This is a genomic window from Nocardioides sp. WJ219 (genome assembly GCF_058559815.1).
Genome location: NZ_JBZUJV010000002.1, coordinates 624,064 through 641,727 on the forward strand (window position 1 = coordinate 624,064; position 17,664 = coordinate 641,727).

The 17,664-nt window shown below is 74.9% G+C and carries 16 protein-coding genes and 1 pseudogene; 4 read left to right on the forward strand and 13 right to left on the reverse strand.

Features of this window, described 5'->3' with window-relative positions:
* Positions 1 to 19 precede the first annotated feature (19 nt).
* Entirely contained in the window at positions 20 to 325 is a 306-nt protein-coding gene (locus AC4MBH_RS07065) for a hypothetical protein (RefSeq protein ID WP_491793814.1), read from the forward strand.
* A 36-nt stretch (positions 326 to 361) separates the two neighbouring features.
* Here AC4MBH_RS07065 and AC4MBH_RS07070 read toward each other — a convergent pair whose 3' ends face one another.
* The 5 genes from AC4MBH_RS07070 to AC4MBH_RS07090 all read right to left on the reverse strand — a co-directional run bounded on the left by AC4MBH_RS07070 (position 362) and on the right by AC4MBH_RS07090 (position 7,136).
* Positions 362 to 3,787 carry an Ig-like domain repeat protein gene (locus AC4MBH_RS07070; RefSeq protein WP_491793816.1) on the reverse strand — a complete coding sequence of 1,142 codons (3,426 nt, stop codon included), beginning with the start codon at positions 3,785 to 3,787 and terminating at the stop codon, positions 362 to 364.
* A 101-nt stretch (positions 3,788 to 3,888) separates the two neighbouring features.
* On the reverse strand, positions 3,889 to 4,623 hold the full coding sequence (locus AC4MBH_RS07075) for a hypothetical protein (RefSeq protein ID WP_491793818.1): 735 nt from the start codon (positions 4,621 to 4,623) through the stop codon (positions 3,889 to 3,891).
* Positions 4,624 to 4,779: 156 nt separating this feature from the next.
* Entirely contained in the window at positions 4,780 to 5,574 is a 795-nt protein-coding gene (locus AC4MBH_RS07080) for a HoxN/HupN/NixA family nickel/cobalt transporter (protein ID WP_491793820.1), read from the reverse strand.
* Between the two features lie 198 nt (positions 5,575 to 5,772).
* Positions 5,773 to 6,573 (reverse strand): hypothetical protein, encoded by an 801-nt coding sequence (locus AC4MBH_RS07085; RefSeq protein ID WP_491793822.1) that lies wholly within the window; start codon positions 6,571 to 6,573, stop codon positions 5,773 to 5,775.
* Entirely contained in the window at positions 6,570 to 7,136 is a 567-nt protein-coding gene (locus tag AC4MBH_RS07090) for an RNA polymerase sigma factor (RefSeq protein WP_491793824.1), read from the reverse strand. The genes AC4MBH_RS07085 and AC4MBH_RS07090 overlap by 4 nt, the downstream gene beginning before the upstream one ends.
* An 83-nt stretch (positions 7,137 to 7,219) precedes the next feature.
* Between AC4MBH_RS07090 and AC4MBH_RS07095 the strand changes: the two genes are divergently transcribed.
* Complete coding sequence (locus AC4MBH_RS07095; RefSeq protein ID WP_491793825.1) at positions 7,220 to 7,786, forward strand: hypothetical protein; 567 nt, start codon at positions 7,220 to 7,222, stop codon at positions 7,784 to 7,786.
* 18 nt (positions 7,787 to 7,804) lie between these two features.
* On the opposite strand, the gene AC4MBH_RS07100 is transcribed toward AC4MBH_RS07095, so the two are convergent.
* From AC4MBH_RS07100 to AC4MBH_RS07115, 4 genes and pseudogenes are all read right to left on the reverse strand, one after another.
* Entirely contained in the window at positions 7,805 to 8,317 is a 513-nt protein-coding gene (locus AC4MBH_RS07100; RefSeq protein WP_491793827.1) for a GNAT family N-acetyltransferase, read from the reverse strand.
* Positions 8,311 to 9,759 (reverse strand): amidase, encoded by a 1,449-nt coding sequence (locus AC4MBH_RS07105; protein WP_491793829.1) that lies wholly within the window; start codon positions 9,757 to 9,759, stop codon positions 8,311 to 8,313. Before AC4MBH_RS07105 ends, AC4MBH_RS07100 begins: the two co-directional genes overlap by 7 nt.
* A gap of 29 nt (positions 9,760 to 9,788) precedes the next feature.
* Positions 9,789 to 10,223, reverse strand: a pseudogene (locus AC4MBH_RS07110) (DUF6264 family protein); the annotation flags it as partial.
* Between the two features lie 31 nt (positions 10,224 to 10,254).
* The gene (locus tag AC4MBH_RS07115) at positions 10,255 to 10,806 is read right to left on the reverse strand and encodes an NAD(P)H-dependent oxidoreductase (protein WP_491793831.1); all 552 of its coding nucleotides are present in this window, start codon (positions 10,804 to 10,806) and stop codon (positions 10,255 to 10,257) included.
* Between the two features lie 73 nt (positions 10,807 to 10,879).
* Here AC4MBH_RS07115 and AC4MBH_RS07120 point away from each other — a divergent pair, with 73 nt between their 5' ends.
* Positions 10,880 to 11,473 carry a TetR/AcrR family transcriptional regulator gene (locus AC4MBH_RS07120; protein ID WP_491793833.1) on the forward strand — a complete coding sequence of 198 codons (594 nt, stop codon included), beginning with the start codon at positions 10,880 to 10,882 and terminating at the stop codon, positions 11,471 to 11,473.
* 40 nt (positions 11,474 to 11,513) lie between these two features.
* Here AC4MBH_RS07120 and cimA read toward each other — a convergent pair whose 3' ends face one another.
* Positions 11,514 to 13,109, reverse strand: a complete 1,596-nt coding sequence (gene cimA, locus AC4MBH_RS07125; RefSeq protein ID WP_491793835.1) for a citramalate synthase — start codon at positions 13,107 to 13,109, stop codon at positions 11,514 to 11,516.
* A gap of 214 nt (positions 13,110 to 13,323) precedes the next feature.
* Between cimA and AC4MBH_RS07130 the strand changes: the two genes are divergently transcribed.
* Entirely contained in the window at positions 13,324 to 13,956 is a 633-nt protein-coding gene (locus tag AC4MBH_RS07130; RefSeq protein ID WP_491793837.1) for a TetR/AcrR family transcriptional regulator, read from the forward strand.
* On the opposite strand, the gene AC4MBH_RS07135 is transcribed toward AC4MBH_RS07130, so the two are convergent.
* From AC4MBH_RS07135 to AC4MBH_RS07145, 3 genes are all read right to left on the reverse strand, one after another.
* The gene (locus AC4MBH_RS07135) at positions 13,942 to 14,625 is read right to left on the reverse strand and encodes a response regulator (protein ID WP_491793839.1); all 684 of its coding nucleotides are present in this window, start codon (positions 14,623 to 14,625) and stop codon (positions 13,942 to 13,944) included. The genes AC4MBH_RS07130 and AC4MBH_RS07135 overlap by 15 nt on opposite strands.
* Complete coding sequence (locus tag AC4MBH_RS07140; RefSeq protein WP_491793841.1) at positions 14,622 to 15,701, reverse strand: sensor histidine kinase; 1,080 nt, start codon at positions 15,699 to 15,701, stop codon at positions 14,622 to 14,624. The genes AC4MBH_RS07135 and AC4MBH_RS07140 overlap by 4 nt, the downstream gene beginning before the upstream one ends.
* Before the next feature lie 207 nt (positions 15,702 to 15,908).
* Entirely contained in the window at positions 15,909 to 17,624 is a 1,716-nt protein-coding gene (locus tag AC4MBH_RS07145; protein WP_491793843.1) for a serine/threonine-protein kinase, read from the reverse strand.
* Positions 17,625 to 17,664: the final 40 nt, after the last annotated feature.

Below are 17,664 nucleotides of genomic sequence, written 5' to 3' on the forward strand. Positions count from 1 at the left end.
TCGAACCTACGCTGGAACCATGACCGCGACCCTCGAACCGCTGGCCGCCGGCGAGGTCTACCTCCTCGGGCTCGAGCCGCGGCGCCGCCGCCGGCTCGGCCGGGTCGTCGCCGGGGCCCTGGACCTGTGGTGCGCCACGACCGGCGGCCGGTTCGAGCTGACCGGCGAGGGCGTCGTCGTCGTGCGCCGACGCAGCGACGGCGTCGCCGAGCTCGAGGTCCCGGTGGGTGGGCCCGACGACGCCGCCGTGCTGATGGCCCTGCTGCGCGACCACCTCGACGAGATGGCCCCCGACGAGTTCCGGGCGGCCTGGGCGATCGACTGACCGGCCACCGGGGTCACGACGGCCGGCGCCCGGCTGCTACCGCCGCTTGGTGAAGGTGAAGGTGTCGCGATCCGGCAGGTAGCTGCCGTTGCCCGGGTAGGTCGCGACGACGGTGTGGCGCCCCGGCTCGAGCGTGGCGCCGATCCGGCACGAGGCCCGGCCCGCACTGATCGTGGCGCTGCACGACGTCGTCCCGCGCGTCCTGAACACCACCTTGCCGGTGACGCCGGAGGCCACGGTGGCCTTGAGGACCACGGGCTTCCGGCGCGCCACCTGCCTGGGCGCGGCCGACGCCTCCAGCCTCGGGTCGGCCTTGGCCACGTGCAGCCGGAGGGCACCTGAGGACGGCGCGTGCCCGTCGTCCCCGCCGTAGGCGAGCGTCACCCGGTGGGTGCCGGCTCCGACCCGGCCGAGCGAGCAGGTCGCTGCACCGTCGACCAGGGGTGCCCGGCAGCTCGTCGCACCCGCGGCGAAGGTCACGGTCCCGGTGGCCTCGACCGGGTCGACCTCCGCGCGGACCGTGGCCGCGGCGCCGTAGGTGATCCGCACGGGGTCGCCCGACACCGCCGTCGCGGTCGGCTCGGGCGCGACCTCCTCGCCGGTCGTGAACTCCCAGACCGGTGACGTCGCGCGGTACCCGTCGGCGTCGGTGACCTGGGCGTACCACTGGTAGGTGGTGCTCGGCGTCAGGTCACCCGCGTCGACCGTCGCCCGGCTCCCCGACGCGACCCCGGTGGCCAGGCCGACGCGACTGGTGCCGAGGGCCGTCACCTCGAGGTGGTCGGTGGAGATCGCCCGGGTCGGGGTGTCGATCTGCAGCTCGGTGGTGAAGTTCTCGGCGGCGGGGTCGCCGAACGCGCTCTCGGCCTCGGGGTTGAGCACCGAGAACGAGTCGTGCGTCATGGTGTCGTCGGCCGCGTCGAGGTCGATGGTCCGCATCCAGCCACCGCCGGACGTGGGCAGCTCCTGGGTGTCGTAGAGGACCTCGACCACCACGCGCCCGTCGTCGAGGTGCTTGATGTTGTAGGCCGTGTTGTGGATGTGCCCGCACAGCACCAGGTCGACGTTCTTGTTCGGGACGACGACCTCGTTGAAGATCCGCTCGCCCACGCCCGTGAACGCACCGCCGCCGCCGATGTACCAGTGCGTCGCGATGATGACGTTGTGGTCCGGGTGGCCCTGGATCACCTCGTTGGCCCACGCGATCTCGTCGTCGTCGAGGGTCCAGTCGAGGTACATGACCAGGTAGTCGGCCTTGGGCGTCGAGACCAGGTCGAAGTGCTGGACGTTGTCGTGGACGGTCCCGCCGTACCAGGGGTTGTCGTCGTACCGCTTCGCGCCGAAGTGCTCGCGGTAGGGGCGGTACTCACCGGTGCCGCCGACGTCGTCGTGGTTGCCGGGCACGACGCCGTACGGGAGGTCGGCCTCGTCCCAGGTGCGCATCACCTCCGAGGCCCGCGCCCACTCCATCGAGGCCGTCGGCGTCTGGACGATGTCGCCGGTGTGCACGCCGTACCCGATGTCCTCGGCCTCCCGGTTCTCCACCGCCCAGTCGACCATCTTCTGGAAGGTCTGCGGCTCCCGCTCGGAGTAGTGCTGGGTGTCGGTGATCCAGGCGAAGGTCGCCTCGTCGTCCTCGTCGACGACGGCCGGCGGCACGTCCTGGACCATCAGCTGGGCCACCTCGTCGCGGACGGTGTCGGCGACGGCGGCGTCGGCCGACAGGGCGAGCGGCTCGCCGCCCTGGCCCTCGGCCAGCAGCTGCCACGAGCGGGTCGTGTGGTTCCACACCGAGAGCGCGGCACGGTGACCGAGCTCCACCTCGCCCGCCCACTCCACGGTGAACCGCGGGGCGTGGATGTCGTCCGGCACCGCGACGTCGAACTGCTGGAAGGGGTAGGCCCCCTCGGCGGACGTCGTCAGCCCGGACGCGTCCACCGCCTCGATCGCCGACCCGTCGGCGACCGTGTCGCCGGCGCGACGGCCGGGCACCGCGGTCGTGGACGACCCCTGCCGCACCGCTGCTGCGCCGTCGGCCCGGTGGCCCCACCGGAAGGCCACGTCGAGCGCGTCGCCGGCGGGGTCCGCGGCGGTCACCGAGAGCTCGGCGCCGGTCGGGGTCACCTCGGCGGCACCGTCGGCGGGCGTCGGCTCGGACGGCACGTCCGGCGAGTTCCCGCTCGTGGTGAAGGTGACGGTCTCCTCGCTGGTGTTGAGCACGCCGTCGGTGGCCGTGACGACGAGCGTGTGGGCCCCGTCCTCGACCACGTCGGGGTCGACCACCGAGCCGTTCTCGACCGGCACCCCGTCGAGCACGAGCTCGAGGGCGTCGACGCCGGCCGGGTCCTCGGCCGTCACGTCGATCGTCAGGGGCTCCCCGACGTAGTCCGTCCCGTCGACGGGCGAGGCGACGGTGATCTCCGGGCCGGTGGCGTCGACGCTGAAGGCGACCGTCTCGGACTCGGTCGTGCCGTCGGCCGCCTCCGCGACGACCTCCAGGCGGTGGTCACCCGTGGTGACACCGGTGACCTGGCCGTCGAACGTCCCGTCGAAGTCGCCGAGGTCGACGGTCGCGCCGCCGTCGAGGGTGTAGGAGACCGATGCCGGCTCCGTCAGCAGGCCGGCGATGGCGACGCTCCCGCCACCGACCGTCGACCCGTCCTTCGGCGACCGGAGGGTGACCAGCGAGTCCGCCTCCTCGAACGTCTGGTCGGCGAGGACCGCCACCTGCTCGGCCGTCAGCGCTCGGCTGTAGACCCGGCTGGTCGCGACCGACGACAGGCTGTAGTTCTGGATCCCGCCCTGGCCCGCGGAGTCGGCCCCGACGACCCAGTTCTGGGCGTGGGCCGGCGGGGGTCGCAGCGCACCGGTCGCCGCGGCCTGCGCTGCCACCTCACCGTCGAGGTAGAGCTTGACGGTGGCGCCGTCCCAGACCGCCATGACGTGGTTCCAGCGGTTGCCGACGAGGGGCGCGTTGATGCGCTTGTAGGCACCGCCGACGTGGGCCCAGAGCTCGATGATGTTGCCGCCGACGTCGATCGCGACACCGCCGCCCTCGGCGTTGGAGCAGACGTTGCCCTGGGCGGCCGGGGTGGACCCGTCGTACCGGAACACGCACTCGACGCTGAACCCGGTGGCCAGCTTGCCCCACTCCTGGACGAACGGGTAGGCGTACGCGTCGTTGCCGTCGAACGTCGCGATCGGGCCGGGGACGCCCGGGTCGGTGCCGATGACGGGAGCGCCGACGGTCCGCGCGGGGAGCGCCTGGGCGCGGTCGGTCGGAGTGCCGTCGGCGAGGTCGACGTCGAGCACGTCGGCGACGGGGACGACGATCGGGGCAGCCGTCGGCACCGGGTCGGGTGCGGCGTGGCTCGGCTGCCCGATCAGGCCGCCGGCCACGGCGGCGAGGCCGGCGACGGCCACGATCGCGCGGCGGACAGGACGGTTCGGTCGTGGGGTCACGACAGCTCTCTCCTCGGGTGGGACGGACGGAAGGCGACACCTGTCGGCCGGACGCCGCAGGTGGGGAAGGAAGTGAGGGACGCACCCGCGACGGTCATCGGTCAGGCCGTCCGTCCGCGTCGGCGCAGCCACCGGAGGCTCGCCACGGCGACGAGCAGGACGAGGAGCGCGCCCCCGACGGCCGACAGCTGGATCGCGGCGCTGCGGCCCAGGTCCTGGCCGGCGCCGTCCGAGCCTTGGAGCTGCTGGTCGGTCGCACCCCCGGCCCCACCATCGGCAGCGGAGAACGTCCAACGGGCGGTGTCGGCCGCTGCCGTGTAGACGTGCCGCTGGCCGTCGTGGCCGGTGGCGAGCGTCTTGTAGGCCGGGTGGACGTCGAGCAGCGTCGACACCGTGACCTCGGCCGCGGCCACGTCGGCCGAGCACACGAACTCCAGGTCGGCGCCCTCACCGCCGAGGTCCTCGAGCGAGGTCACCTCCCCCGCGCACCCGCGCCCGTCGACCGTGACCGCGATCCGCTCGAGCAGGTAGTCGGCCAGCCGGGGTCCGGCCGTCAGCGCCTGGATGTCGGTGGGGTCCGACTCCTCGGGGACGAGGGCGCCGTCCTGGTAGACGAAGGTGCGTCGGTCGTCGACGACCCCGAGCGCGAGGGCGAGGGCGGTGAGGTCGTCGGGTGCCGCCTGCCAGCGGACCTGGACGTGGGCGCCGTCCGCGGTGATCTCGACGGTCTGGGGATCGCCGAAGGGGTGGGCGTACGCCGTGCCCGCTCCGAGGACGCTCACCGCGACGGCGACGTGCAGCACGGCGGCCACCCGCAGCGCCCACCGCCAGGTCATCGCCACTGCCGTCCCTCCCCGGGGCCGAGGCCCCGTCGCGGCCCGGGCGGCCGCTGACCCGGCCACCGTGGACACGGGCGTTGACGGCCGCCGCTCACCTCGGTGGCCGGACCGGGTCGAGCGCGTTAACACTCGAGGCGTCGCGCGGACCGGCCCTCACGCCGCGGTCCCGGTGAGGTCGGTCAGGGCCACGACCGTCAGGCCGGCCCCCAGGATCGCGATGGCGCCGGCCGCGAGCACGGGCGCCACCCGGGTGGACAGCCAGAGGACCCCCCGCGACTCCGCGCTCCGGACCAGCACGCTGCTGCCGGCAAGGGCGAGCAGGCCGACGCCCACCAGCACCACGGCCATCCCCAGCCCGAACGTCGCGACCAGCAGGAACGCGAACGCCGCCCGGCCGGCGAACAGGCCGGTGGTGAGGACCAGGAACGCGGACGGCGACGGCACCAGGCCACCCGACGCGCCGAGCAGCACCAGCCCCGGGCGCGTCGTCTCCGGCCGCGCGCCGTGGCCGTGTCCGTGGCCGTGTCCGTGTCCGTGGCCATGTCCGTGGCCGTGGCCATGTCCGTGGCCGTGGCCGTGGCCGTCGTCCCCGAGCTGGCGGACCCAGCGGCGCAGGAGCCAGCCGCCGGTGGCGAGCACCACCAACCCGGCGGCCAGCTGCAGCAGCGTCGTCAGCGTCTCGAGCTCGACGAGGTCGGAGAGCGAGAAGAACGTCCACGCGAGCGCGATCACCAGGACCGAGAAGGTGTGCATGAGCGCGACCGAGGCACCCATCCAGAACGCGTCGCGCACCCGGCCCTGCGTGCCCACCAGGTAGGCCGCCGCCAGGCTCTTGCCGTGGCCCGGTCCCGCCGCGTGGGCGGCGCCGGCGAGGAACGCCACGACGAACGCCGTCACCGCGATCCCCGGCGTCGTCACGAACCCCTGCAGCCGTTCGTCGAGGCTCACTGCTGCCACTCCCTCGGGACGGTTCGCCGGCCGCGCGCGCCGGAGGCGCTCCGCGCGGCTGCGACTGTGGCGGCACGGCGTGAACCACCGAGTCGCGCCAGCGAGCCTCCCGGTAGCCACCGCGTGAACGACAGGCAGCGGGGCCGCAGGGCACCCGCCCCGCGTCCTCGCTTTCCCCGGGCCCGGCCGAGGGCGGGCTCAGAGCCGCAGGGTCACGGTCCCCGTCGTGCCGTCGCGGTAGGTCACGTCGACGACGACGCCCGCGCGGTCGGCGTCCGCGAGCTCGTCGCCGGGGAACCAGAGCGCGAAGTGCCCGTCGGACACGGTGGCCGCGACGGTGCCGTGGGCACCGCTGCGGTAGGCGACCGCGGCCACGTCCGCCCCGGCGGAACCGGCGGCCAGGGACAGGTCGCCCGCGTCGAGGGTGCCGCTGCCCAGGTCGGTGGCGACGAGGTCACGCGGGGCGGGCGTCGCGTGGTCGGTGGGGGTCCCGACGGAGCCGATCCAGTCGTGCGCGAACAGCCGGGTCGACTGGTCGGTGATGCACAGCGCCGCGAAGCCGGCGTCGCCCGCCAGGAGCACGGTGGTCCATGCCCCGCGGCGCTCGGCGACGGCGACCGTGGCGGCGTCCAGCTCGCGGCTGAGGTCCGGGGCCGGGCCGCTGCGCTGGGCGTCGCGACACTCCTCGGCCGCCGCAGCGCGCGTCGCGGGGTCCGCCAGGGGCTCGGGGGTCGGGGTCCAGGTCGCGAACGCCCGGTCACCGCCGGTGACGGAGGGGAGCACGACGACGGCCGTGGCGGCGACCGTGACCGCGCCACCCGCCGCCACGAGCCTCCAGCCGCGGCGACCACGGTGCGGCCGGCGACCCGCGGACGGCGGGCGGGGGCTGGACACGATGCGTGCGAGGTCGTCCCGAGCCCGTGGACCCTGCGGGTCGGGGTCCCGGTCGGCAGCGTCGAGCGAGCGGAGGACGGCCAGGGTGTCGTGGGTGGAGGTCATGACTGGGTGGTCCTCTCGGGGATGCCGGCGGGGGTCGCCGACGGTCGGGGCAGGTGGTCCAGGTGGAGCCGCAGCGCTCGGCGGCCGCGACTGAGTCGCAACCGGAACGCCACGGGAGAGATGCCGAGCACGGCCGCTCCCTGAGGTGCGGTCATGCCCTCGAAGACCGCCAGGCCCAGCGCCTCCTGGTGCACGGCGGACAGCCGCTTCCAGGCGCGCACGAGGTCGACCTGTCGGGCCACGAGGTCGGCATCCACGTCCGCCGCCGCCTCCACGGGGAGCTCGGTGAGCCGGACGCCGAGAGCGCGCTCTCGCACGGCCCCCCGGGCGTCGTTGAGGATCACGTGGCGAGCGATGCCGAACAGCCACGCGCGGGCGTCGTCGCCGTCCCGAGGGAGCTGGTCGATCCGGCGCCACGCGACCAGGAACGCGTCGGCGACGACGTCCTCGGCGTGCGTGGGGTGCGTGCGTCGCTGCACGAACCTCAGGAGGTCGGCGTAGGTCGACTCGTAGAGGGGGACGAAGATCGACTCCGGGTCCGGAGCCCGTCTCGAGGTGCTCATGCCCCTACCTGTCCGCCACGCACCGAAGTGTGTCGCAGACCTTCGTCGCGCCAGGGCCTCGGACCGGGTCTAGGGTCTCGTCGATGACCCGAGCACCAGGCAGTCACCGCCGCACCTTCGTCCTGGCAGCCGTCGCGGTCGCGACCGTGGGGTGCGGGGCGCGGGACGGTGCGGAGGGCGGTTCGCCGCCACTGGCCGGGCCCGGCGAGCGGCCCACCCGGTTCACGATCGTCCCCGACGACTACCACGTCCCCTACGCCGGCACCGCCGGGGACGGACGCAGGTTCTTCCTCAGCGAGGAGCTGTTCTCCGCCAGGCAGGGCTACGTCGGCCTCTTCCTGTGGAAGGCCGACGGCACCTTCGACGAGGTCGTCGTGACACCGGTCCCGCGGGGCGTCGAGCGCCCGCTACCGCCCGGCCAGGCCGGACCGGCCGGACCGGCCGGTCGCGACCTCGTCGAGGCACACCTGGCCGAGCTGGGCGACTACGAGCTCGAGCCCGTCGTCGTGGAGCCCTTCACGACCGAGGTCGACGGGACCACCTTCGGGTGGGAGGTCAGCCGGTACGCCGGCGAGTACTCGATCAACGTCGTCCCGGGAGACTTCATCGCCTACTACGCACCGTGGGACGGGTTGTCCTACGACACCTAGGCCGCAGGCACGGACGGCTCACCAGACGTCGCCGTCGCGCCAGTCGCAGGCGATCGGGGCGTCGAGGTCGAGGCCGGTGCCGCCGAGCACGTAGATGGCGCCGTCGTCCTCGGGCGTCGCCAGCAGCCCGTCGGGCGTCAGCACCGACGACGGCCCGCGCCACAGGTGCCACCCGCGGGCCTCGTAGAACGCGACGGCGGCGCTGGACGCGCTCAGCGCCAGCACGTCGTACGCCGTGGCGTGCGCCTCGACCTCGGCCATCACCTCCGAGCCGAGCCCGCGGCGCTGGAGGCGCGGGTCGACCGCGACGGCCTCGACGTAGCCGCAGCGCAGCGACCGGCCCCGCACGAGGAGCCGGCGCTGGACCAGGGCGGCGTGGGCGACGACCTGGCCGTCGTGGCGCACGATCGCGTGCAGCCCGCCGAGGGAGTGCGACCAGTCGTGGTCGGTGAAGTCGTCGAACGCCGCGTCCATGAGGTCGCGCACCTGGCGCGCCTCCTCGGTGCTCAGCAGCGCGGTGGGGGTCACCATCCGGGCGGTCTCCTGTCGTGCCAGGGGCGGGCGGCCTCGACCTGGGCGGCGAGGGCGAGCAGGGCTTCCTCGCCGGCGGGACGGCCGGCGAGCATCACGCCCACGGGGAGCGGGTCGGGGTCGTCGGTCCAGTGCAGCGGCAGCGAGATCGCGGGCATGCCGGTCACGTTCCAGGCCGACGTCCAGGGGGTGAACGCCTTCTGGGCCTCGAAGTCGGCAGCCGGGTCGGCGTCGTCACGGATCGCACCGACCGGGAGCGGCACCCGCGCCAGGGTGGGGGTGAGCACCGCGTCGTAGGGGTCGAGAGCGGTGATCGCGGCCGCGGCGTACCGCCGCATCGCCGCGATGGCCAGGCCGAGGTCGGGCCCGGAGACCGCCTGGCCGCGTGCCGCCAGCCAGCGGGTCAGGGGCCGCAGCAGGTGCTCGCGCTCGGGCGGCACCGGGCTCAGCGCGGTCAGCACCGCCCAGCAGGTCTCGAACACCGGGACCGCCTCCGGCGGCAGCGGCACCGGGACGTCGACGACGTCGTGACCCAGGCTCTCGAGCAGGCGGGACGCGTCCTCGTACGCCGTGACGACGGCGTCGTCCACAGGGGTACCGCCGGCACCGCCCGGACTGTCGGCGGTCGGTGCTGTGATCACGGGGGTGAGGAACCGGGCGATCCGGAGCCGCCCCGGGTCCCGGTCGCACGCCGAGACGAACGACGCGGAAGGCGGTGGCGCCCACGACGGATCCCCGACCCGATGACCGGCCATGACGTCGAGCAGCGCCGCTGCGTCCCGCACGGTGCGCGCGATGGAGCCGGCAGTCGCCAGTCCCACTGGATCCCCGTACGCGGGGAAACCGCTGATCCGCCCGCGCGTGGGCTTCAGGCCCACCAGTCCGCAGCACGACGCCGGGATGCGGATGGACCCGCCACCGTCCGAGCCCTGCGCCACGGGTACCAGCCCGGCGGCCACCGCGGCGGCCGCCCCGCCCGAGCTGCCGCCGGCCATCCGGCTGCGGTCCCACGGCGTCACCGCCGCCGGTGCGCCCTCGGGCTCGGTGTAGCAGGGCGAGCCCAGTTCGGGCGTGCTCGTCTTGCCGACCATCGGCAGGCCCCCGGTCTCGAGCGCCTCGACGACGGCGTCGGAGACGTCCGGCACGTGGTCGTGGAAGGCCGCCGAGCCGAACCTGGTCGGCACGCCCGCGGTGAGGTTGAGGTCCTTGACCGCGGTCGGTACGCCGTGCAGCGGGCCGGCCGCGGCACCGGCGGCCCGGCGCCCGTCGGCGGCGCGCGCCTGTGCGAGGGCGACCTCGGGCGTGTGCAGCACGAACGCGCCGACGTCGTCCAGCCGGCGTGCGCGGTCGAGGTAGTGCTCGGTCAGCTCGCGGGAGGAGACCTGGCCACGCCGGACGAGGTCGGCCTGGTCGAGGGCGGAGAGGTCGTGCAGCTGTGCCACGAGCCGAACCTACCGACGGCCGGGCCGGTTCAGGGCTGCAACACCTCGGCGGCGCCCACGTAGCCCACGACGAGCACGACCCACAGCGCCGCGGCCACGAGCGGGACCCACCACGCCCGGCGCCGACGCAGCAGCATCACGACCGAGGCGACGGCGGCCGCCACCCACAGCACGGGCGGGGAGACGACGAGCACGATCACGTACGTCGACAGGACCGACTCGCAGGTCCCGCTCGTCTCGCAGCCGCTGACGGCGAGTCCGCCCAGCAGACCCACGAACATCGCGACCAGGGCGAGCGGGAGGAGCAGCACCAGCAGCACGGTGGTGGCCGCGGCGTCGAGGGTGCGGCGTCCGTCGTCGGGCACGGGCCCCGACGGTCCGGCTACGCGCACCGTCCCCGGCGCCGGGTCCTGCGGTTGCCACAGCGGCTCGGACACGGTGGCGAGTCTGCCACCGTGCCCGGGCCGCGGTCGGTCAGGCGGGTGTGGGGGTCGGTCAGGCGGCGGCGGGCTGGTAGCCCGCGACGGCGCGGACGACGCCGAGGAACCGCTCCAGCACCTCGGGGTCGGTCAGCGGGTCGACCTCGAGCACCGACTGCGACACGACGGCGCCGTCGACGGCGATGGCCCCGGCGATACCGGCGGAGCGCACGGTGTCCTCGTGCGCCCACTTGCCGCCGTACGGCGTCGGGGTGGTGCCGAGCACGCCGATCGGCTTGCCCACGATCGCGCCGGTGCCGTAGGGGCGGGAGAGCCAGTCGATGGCGTTGTTGAGCACGGCCGGCATGGTGCCGTTGTACTCCGGGGTGACGACCAGGACGGCGTCGGCGGCGGCGACCTTCTCGCGGAGGGCGACGGCGGCGGCGGGCGTGGCGGAGGCGTCGAGCCCCTCCTCGTAGAACGGCAGGGAGCCGAGGCCGTCGACGATGTCGAGGACGACGCCCTCGGGGGCGCGCTCCGAGAGCAGCTCGGCGACCTTGCGGTTGGTGGAGTCGGCGCGCAGGCTTCCGACGAGGACGGCGACACGGGTGCTGGTGGTGGTGGTCATGACCGGCCAAACGGACTGTGGTCCGGTTCTATTCCCGGCCCGTCTCACTTCGTCGGATCGATAGGCTCGGGGCATGACCGGCCCCCGCCTGCTGCCGCTCGCCGGCGAGCAGCCGGCCGAGCGGTCCGACGCCGCGCGCAACCGGGAGCTGCTGCTGCGGGCCGCGGGCGAGCTCATCGAGCACTGCAGCGTGGAGAACGTCACCATGGACGCCGTCGCCCAGAAGGCCGGGGTCGGCAAGGGCACGGTGTTCCGCCGCTTCGAGAGCCGCGAGGGCCTGATGGCTGCGCTGCTCGACCACGAGGAGTCGGCCTGGCAGGGCCGGGTGATCTCCGGTCCCCCGCCGCTGGGCCCCGGCGCTCCCCCGATGGACCGGTTGCTCGCGTTCGGCCACTCGCGCATCGACCAGACCATGCGCAGCGCCGGGCTGATCCGGGCGGCGGGTCGGGCCGGTTCTCGGTCCTACGCCGCCGCGTCCTTCACCGCGATGCACGTGCGCTACCTGCTCGCCGAGCTCCGGGTGCAGGGCGACGTCCCCTACCTGGCCACGGCACTGCTCGCACCGCTGGAGATCCCGATCCTCGAGCAGCAGCTGCGGCACGACGAGCTGTCGCTCGAGCGGATCCGCAGGGGCTGGGACGACCTGGTGCGCCGGCTCGTCTGCTGAGCGGCCAGTGCGCCGGTCAGCCGGTCGGCCGGCCAGCCGGTCAGCCGCCGTGGAGGCGGCGCAGCCCGTAGGTGAGCCCGTCGAGGAGCGCCTCCCACGACGCCTCGATCACGTTGTGCCCGACGCCGACCGTCACCCAGGTCGACTCGCCGTCGGTGGTCTCGATCAGCACGCGGGTGATCGCGTCGGTGCCGTGGCCCTGGTCGAGGATGCGCACCTTGTAGTCGATCAGCTCGAACTTGGCGACCTCCGGGAACGCCTGGGTGATCGCGGCGCGCAGCGCGAAGTCGAGGGCGTTGACCGGCCCGTTGCCCTCGCCGGTGACGACGTAGCGCACGCCCTCGGCGGTCAGCTTCACCGTCGCCTCCGAGACGGCCTCGTCGGCGGCCCCGCGGTTGGCGAGCGTCTCGGTGATGACCCGCCACGACTCGACGTCGACGTACGCCGGTCGCCGGCCCTCGGCCTCCTCCACCAGCAGCAGCTCGAACGAGGCGTCGGCGGCCTCGAAGGTGTAGCCCCGCTGCTCCATCGCCTTGACCCGGGCGGTCACGCGCGAGACCAGGTCGCGGTCGCCGGACAGGTCGTAGCCGAGCTCCTTGCCCTTGAGCTCGATCGAGGCCCGGCCGGCCATGTCGGAGACCAGCAGCCGCATGTCGTTGCCGACGCCCGTCGGGTCCATGTGCTGGTAGAGGTTCGGGTCGACCTTGATCGCACTGGCGTGCAGCCCGGCCTTGTGCGCGAACGCCGACGTGCCGACGTACGGCTGGCGCGACGCCGGCGGGAAGTTGGTCACCTCGGCCACGGCGTGGGCGATGCGGGTCGACTCGGCGAGCAGCCCCGGAGGAAGCACCTCGCGCTCGAGCTTGAGCTCGAGGTTGGCCACGACGGAGATCAGGTCGGCGTTGCCGGTGCGCTCGCCGTAGCCGTTGATGCACCCCTGCACGTGGGTGGCCCCGGCGTCGACGGCGGCCAGGGTGTTGGCGACCGCGCAGCCGGTGTCGTTGTGGCAGTGGATCCCGACCCGGACGCCGGTGGTGTCGATGACGTCGGAGACCACCTCGGAGACCCAGGGCGGGAGCATGCCGCCGTTGGTGTCGCACAGCGCGATCACCTCGGCGCCCGCGTCGTACGCCGTCCGCAGCACCTCCAGGGCGTAGTCGCGGTTGCGGCGGTAGCCGTCGAAGAAGTGCTCGGCGTCGAGGAAGACCTGCTGCCCCTCGGCGCGGAGGTGGCTGACCGTGTCGCGGACCATCGCGAGGTTCTCCTCGAGCGTGGTGCGCAGCGCGAGCTCGACGTGCCGGTCGTGCGACTTCGCGACCAGGGTCACCACGCTCGCGCCGCTGTCACGCAGGGCCGCGACCTGCGGGTCGTCGGCGGCCCGGACGCCGGCCTTGCGGGTGGCGCCGAACGCCGCGAGCCGGGCGTGCCGCAGGTCGAGCTCGGTCGCGGCCCGCCGGAAGAACTCGGTGTCCTTGGGGTTGGCCCCCGGCCAGCCACCCTCGATGTAGCCGACGCCCAGCCCGTCGAGCTGGCGCGCGATCGACAGCTTGTCGGCGACGGAGAGGTTGAGTCCCTCCTGCTGCGCGCCGTCGCGCAGGGTGGTGTCGTAGACGTGGAAGGCGCCGTGCAGGTCCATCGGTCGGCTCTCTGGTCGTGGCGGGCAGGTGTCGAGGCAACAAAAAACCTCCCGGGGAACGGGAGGTGGCGCACCGGGCGGGGCTCGGTGCGCTAGCGAATGATGACGGTGCGGTGGTGCACGCGGTCATCGTGCCACGCGCCGCCGCCGAGCGGGAACCGTTCCACCCACCGGGACTTGAGCGACCGCTCAACGACGCCGTACCGTGCTGCGGGTGACCGACACCCGCCAGCGCCTGCTCGACGCCACCGCCGAGACCCTGCGCCGCGACGGCATCGCCGGGCTCTCGGCGCGCACCGTCGCGGCTCGCGCCGAGGTCAACCAGGCGCTGGTGTTCTACCACTTCGGCACCGTCTCCGAGCTGATCCAGGCCGCCACGCGGGCCGCCGTCGACGAGAGCGTCGGCTACTACCGCGAGCAGTTCGCGCAGATCGGCTCCCTCGCCGAGCTGCTCGAGGTGGGTCGCACGCTGCACGACCGGGAGCGCGAGACCGGCAACATCGCGGTGATGGCGCAGCTGCTGGCCGGGGCCCAGCAGGACCTGCTGCTCGCCGAGGCCGCGCGCTACGCCATGGCGCGCTGGAGCGAGCAGATCGAGGCCGTCGTGCGCCGGCTGATGGTGGGCAGCCCGCTCGCCGAGGTCGTCGACCCGGCCGGCCTGGCGCAGATGGTCGGCGCGGTGTTCATCGGCCTCGACCTGTATGACGGCGTCGACCCGGTCGGCTCGCGCGCGGCCCTCGACGCGGTCGAGCGGCTCGTCGTGCTCGTCGACGTCGTCGAGGACCTCGGCCCGGTGGCGAGCCGCGCGCTGCGCTCGCGGCTGCGCAAGGCCTCAGCCCCCCGCTGACCCGCCCGGCGAGACCAGGCCATGGTCGAAGGCGAAGACCACCGCGGCCGCCCGGTCGCGCAGGCCGAGCTTGGCGAAGACGTGCCCGACGTGGGTCTTGACGGTCCCCTCCCCCAGCACCAGCTCGGCGGCGATCTCGCCGTTGCTCAGGCCGCTGCCCATCAGCACGAGCACCTCCCGCTCGCGCGCGGTGAGCACGTCGAGCGCGCCCGAGCTGCCGCTCGGCGTCGGGGCGCCCGACCGGTAGGCCGCGAGCACCCGCCGGGTCACCGCGGGGTCGAGCCACGAGCCGCCGGCCGCGACCTGGCGGACGGCGCGCTGGAGGTCCTCGGCCGGGACGCCCTTGAGCAGGAAGCCGTCGGCGCCGGCGCGCAGCGCCCCGGCGAGGACCTCCTCGTCCTCGAACGTCGTCAGCACCAGCACCGGCGGCGCGTCGTCGAGCGCCGCGAGCCGGCGGGTGGCCTCCACCCCGTCGATGCCGGGCATCCGCACGTCCATCACCACGACGTCGGGCCGCAGCTCGCGCACCGCGGCCACGACGCCGGCGCCGTCGCCGAGCTCGCCGACGACGTCGAAGCCGTGGGAGGCACGCAGGATGCCGCGCAGGCCGGCGCGGATGAGCTCCTGGTCGTCGACCAGGAGCACCCGCACGGGCGGGGAGGTGGTCACGACGGCAGCACCGCCTCGACGCGCCAGCCGCCGGCGTGCGGCCCGACGCCGAGCGATCCCCCGAGCGCCTCGGCCCGCTGCCGCATCCCGACGAGACCGCTGCCCTCGTGCACGGTCGCGGGCGGCGTACCGGTGCTGTCGACGAGCACCACCGTGCGGTCGGGGCCGACGTCGACCCGGGCCGACACCGCGCTCCCGGCGGCGTGCCGGGCGGCGTTGGTCAGCGCCTCCTGGAGGATCCGGTAGACGGTCAGGCCGACGGTCGCGGTCAGCGACGACCGGTCGCCGGAGACCGACCAGTCGACGTGGGTGCCGGCCCGCTCGAACGACGAGACGAGGTCGTCGAGCTGCTCGGCGCCGGGCAGCGGCTGCGCACCGGCGGCGTCCTTCATCAACCCGACGACGGCGCGCACCTCGGCCAGGCTCTGCTGCGCGAGCCGCTCGGCCTCGGCCAGCGAGGCCGCGGCCTCGGCGGGGTCCTCGTCGAGGGCGAGCCGGGCGCTGGTGACGTGGAGCAGCGACACCGTGAGGGCGTGCCCGATGACGTCGTGCAGCTCGTGGGCGATCCGGTTGCGCTCCTCGGCCGCGACCCGCTCGGCCAACCCGGCCTGGGCCTCCTGCAGCGCGGCGAGCAGCTGGCGCTGGCGGCGCGCCATGCTGCAGGCCACCGCGGTGAAGAGGGTGCCGGCCGCCCAGGGACCCCAACCCGGCTCGGAGAGGTCGGCCGCGAGCTGCACGCCGAACCCCACGAGCACGGCGACGGTGAGGGCGGCGACGAGCGGGGGGTCGGCCACGAACGCCGCCCACCCCACCACCACGCACATGGTGAACCAGCCGAGCTCGGCCGAGGTGCCGAAGCACATCACGTACACGGCAGCCGCGACCACCGCGAGGCCGGCCACCGCCGGCCACCCCTCGAGGCGGCGCGCGGCGACCACCACCGCCACCAGCACGCCGACGACCGCCGCCGCGACCGCCAGCCCGACCGGTCGCGCGCTCTGCGCCGCGCCCGCGGCGAGGAACAGCGCCACCGACGCCGGTCCCGCGGCCCACCGGGTGCGCTCGACCGTCGTCACGGACGCATCATCACAGGGCAGGCGGGGCTCATGGCACCAGCATCCCCGCCCCCGACGGCCACGCGCATCGGCCCACGGGCAGAACGCGGCCTCTGCCTGCGGGCAGAGCCCGTCTCGAGACCACCGACGCTGGTCGAGCCGGGCGAGCGCCAGCGAGCCCGAGTCGAGACCCGGTGAGGTACGCGCCGGCGGCGACCGCCGCCGGCGTCAGCGGTCGGCGAAGGGGCGGCCGGAGGCAGGGGTCCAGCTGGTGCCGTTGGCCTCGACCCAGCTGCCGGTGAGCAGCGCGAAGGCGAGGACGGCGGCGGTCGCGACCAGCCAGTGCGGGAGTCGGCGCGAGACGGGGTCGACGACGCGGCCGAGCGGTCCGCGCAGCCGACGGCCCCCGGGACCCCACCACAGCGCCAGGGCGACGGTGACGCCCGCGGCGGCCAGGGTGACCGCGGGGGTCGCGGCGACGGCGTAGCAGACCAGGGCGACGGCGACGCCGAGGCCGGCGGCCCAGCCGAGCAGGAGCGCCGCGCCGGGGACCGACTGCACCAGGTGCCAGGGGGCCTGCACCAGCACCTGCGGGGCGTCGTACCACCGCCGACCGCGGACCGTGCGCCGCCGGCCGGCGGCGCTCGCGGCGAGCGAGCCGCTGCGCAGCAACCAGACCGCGAGCACGACGACGCCCAGCACCACCCACGGCGCCGCGGCGGTGGCGGCGCCGGTGGCGAGCGCGCCGGCACCCACCAGCGCGAGCCGCCGGACGCGCTCGCCGACCGGGACCGGCGGGGGCGGCTCGGGCCACGGCGCGTGGGCGGGGAACGGCTGGTGGTGCGGGGCGGCGTACGGCGCGGCGTACGGCGCCGCGTACGGCGCCGCGTACGGCGCGGGCGGCGGTGGCGCGGGCCGTGGCTCGACCAGGGTCGGTGGGAACGGCGTCGGCGTCGGGTCCGCCCTCAGCACCTGGGTGTCGGCGTCACCCGCGGGAGTCGGGTCGCCGTGGGCCTGCGCGGCGAGCAGCAGCGGCGCGTCGAAGGGGTCCTCGTCGGCGACCGGGTCGGGAGCGATGACCGCGGTCGGCGGGGCCGCGAGCAGCGGGGCGGGGCGGGTGGTCTGGGGCCGCAGCCAGGCGAGCACCGCCTCGAGCGTGGGTCGGCGGCCGGGCTCGGGGTCGAGGGCCGCGCCGACGACCTCGCGCAGCGGGCCGTGGAGCCCGCGGAGGTCGTGCTCACCGCGGCGGACGCGGTCCATGATCGCCATCGCCGGGCCGCGACCGAACGGTGCGGCGCCGATGGCGGCGTAGGCGACGGTCGCCGCCCAGGAGTGCAGGTCGGAGGCCGGAGAGGCGTCGTCGCCGTAGAGGATCTCGGGCGCGAGGTAGCCCGGCGTGCCGAGCAGCCACCCGGTGTGGGTGAGCCGGGGGTCGTCGGCGACGCGCGCCAGGCCGAAGTCGATGAGGATCGGGGTGCGGCCCTCCATCAGCACGTTGGAGGGCTTGATGTCGCGGTGCAGGACGCCGACGGCGTGCACCGCCGCCACGCCCTCGGCGAGCCCGGCGGCGAACCAGAGCAGGTCGTCGCCCTCGATCGGTCCCTCGTGGAGCACGTGGTCGTGCAGCGAGAGGCCGGGCACGTAGCGGGTGGCGACGTAGGGGACCGGCGCCCACGGGTCGGCGTCGAGGATCTCGGCGACCCACCGGCTGCGGACGCGGCCCAGCGAGCTGACCTCGCGAGCCAGGCGCTGGCGGGCCTCGTCGTCGCCGACGATGTGCGGGCGCAGCACCTTGAGCGCGACCCTGGCACCGGTCTCGCCGCGGCGGGCGAGGTGGACCACGCCCATGCCGCCCTCGCCGATCTTGGCCAGCAACGTGTAGGGCCCGACCTGCCGCGCCACGGCCGGGGCGGCGGGTCCGTCCTCGCGCGGCTGGGTCGTCACGGCGCTGAGGCTACCTGGGCCGGGCACCCTGACGGCGTAC

Bases quoted from the DNA above. Each gene is read 5' to 3' on its own strand.
- AC4MBH_RS07065 (WP_491793814.1), top strand. From the start codon at position 20: ATGACCGCGACCCTCGAACCGCTGGCCGCCGGCGAGGTCTACCTCCTC.
- AC4MBH_RS07120 (WP_491793833.1), top strand. From the start codon at position 10,880: ATGACCGGCCCCCGCCTGCTGCCGCTCGCCGGCGAGCAGCCGGCCGAG.
- AC4MBH_RS07095 (WP_491793825.1), top strand. From the start codon at position 7,220: ATGACCCGAGCACCAGGCAGTCACCGCCGCACCTTCGTCCTGGCAGCC.
- AC4MBH_RS07090 (WP_491793824.1), bottom strand. From the start codon at position 7,136: ATGAGCACCTCGAGACGGGCTCCGGACCCGGAGTCGATCTTCGTCCCC.
- cimA (WP_491793835.1), bottom strand. From the start codon at position 13,109: ATGGACCTGCACGGCGCCTTCCACGTCTACGACACCACCCTGCGCGAC.
- AC4MBH_RS07085 (WP_491793822.1), bottom strand. From the start codon at position 6,573: ATGACCTCCACCCACGACACCCTGGCCGTCCTCCGCTCGCTCGACGCT.
- AC4MBH_RS07075 (WP_491793818.1), bottom strand. From the start codon at position 4,623: ATGACCTGGCGGTGGGCGCTGCGGGTGGCCGCCGTGCTGCACGTCGCC.
- AC4MBH_RS07100 (WP_491793827.1), bottom strand. From the start codon at position 8,317: ATGGTGACCCCCACCGCGCTGCTGAGCACCGAGGAGGCGCGCCAGGTG.
- AC4MBH_RS07115 (WP_491793831.1), bottom strand. From the start codon at position 10,806: ATGACCACCACCACCAGCACCCGTGTCGCCGTCCTCGTCGGAAGCCTG.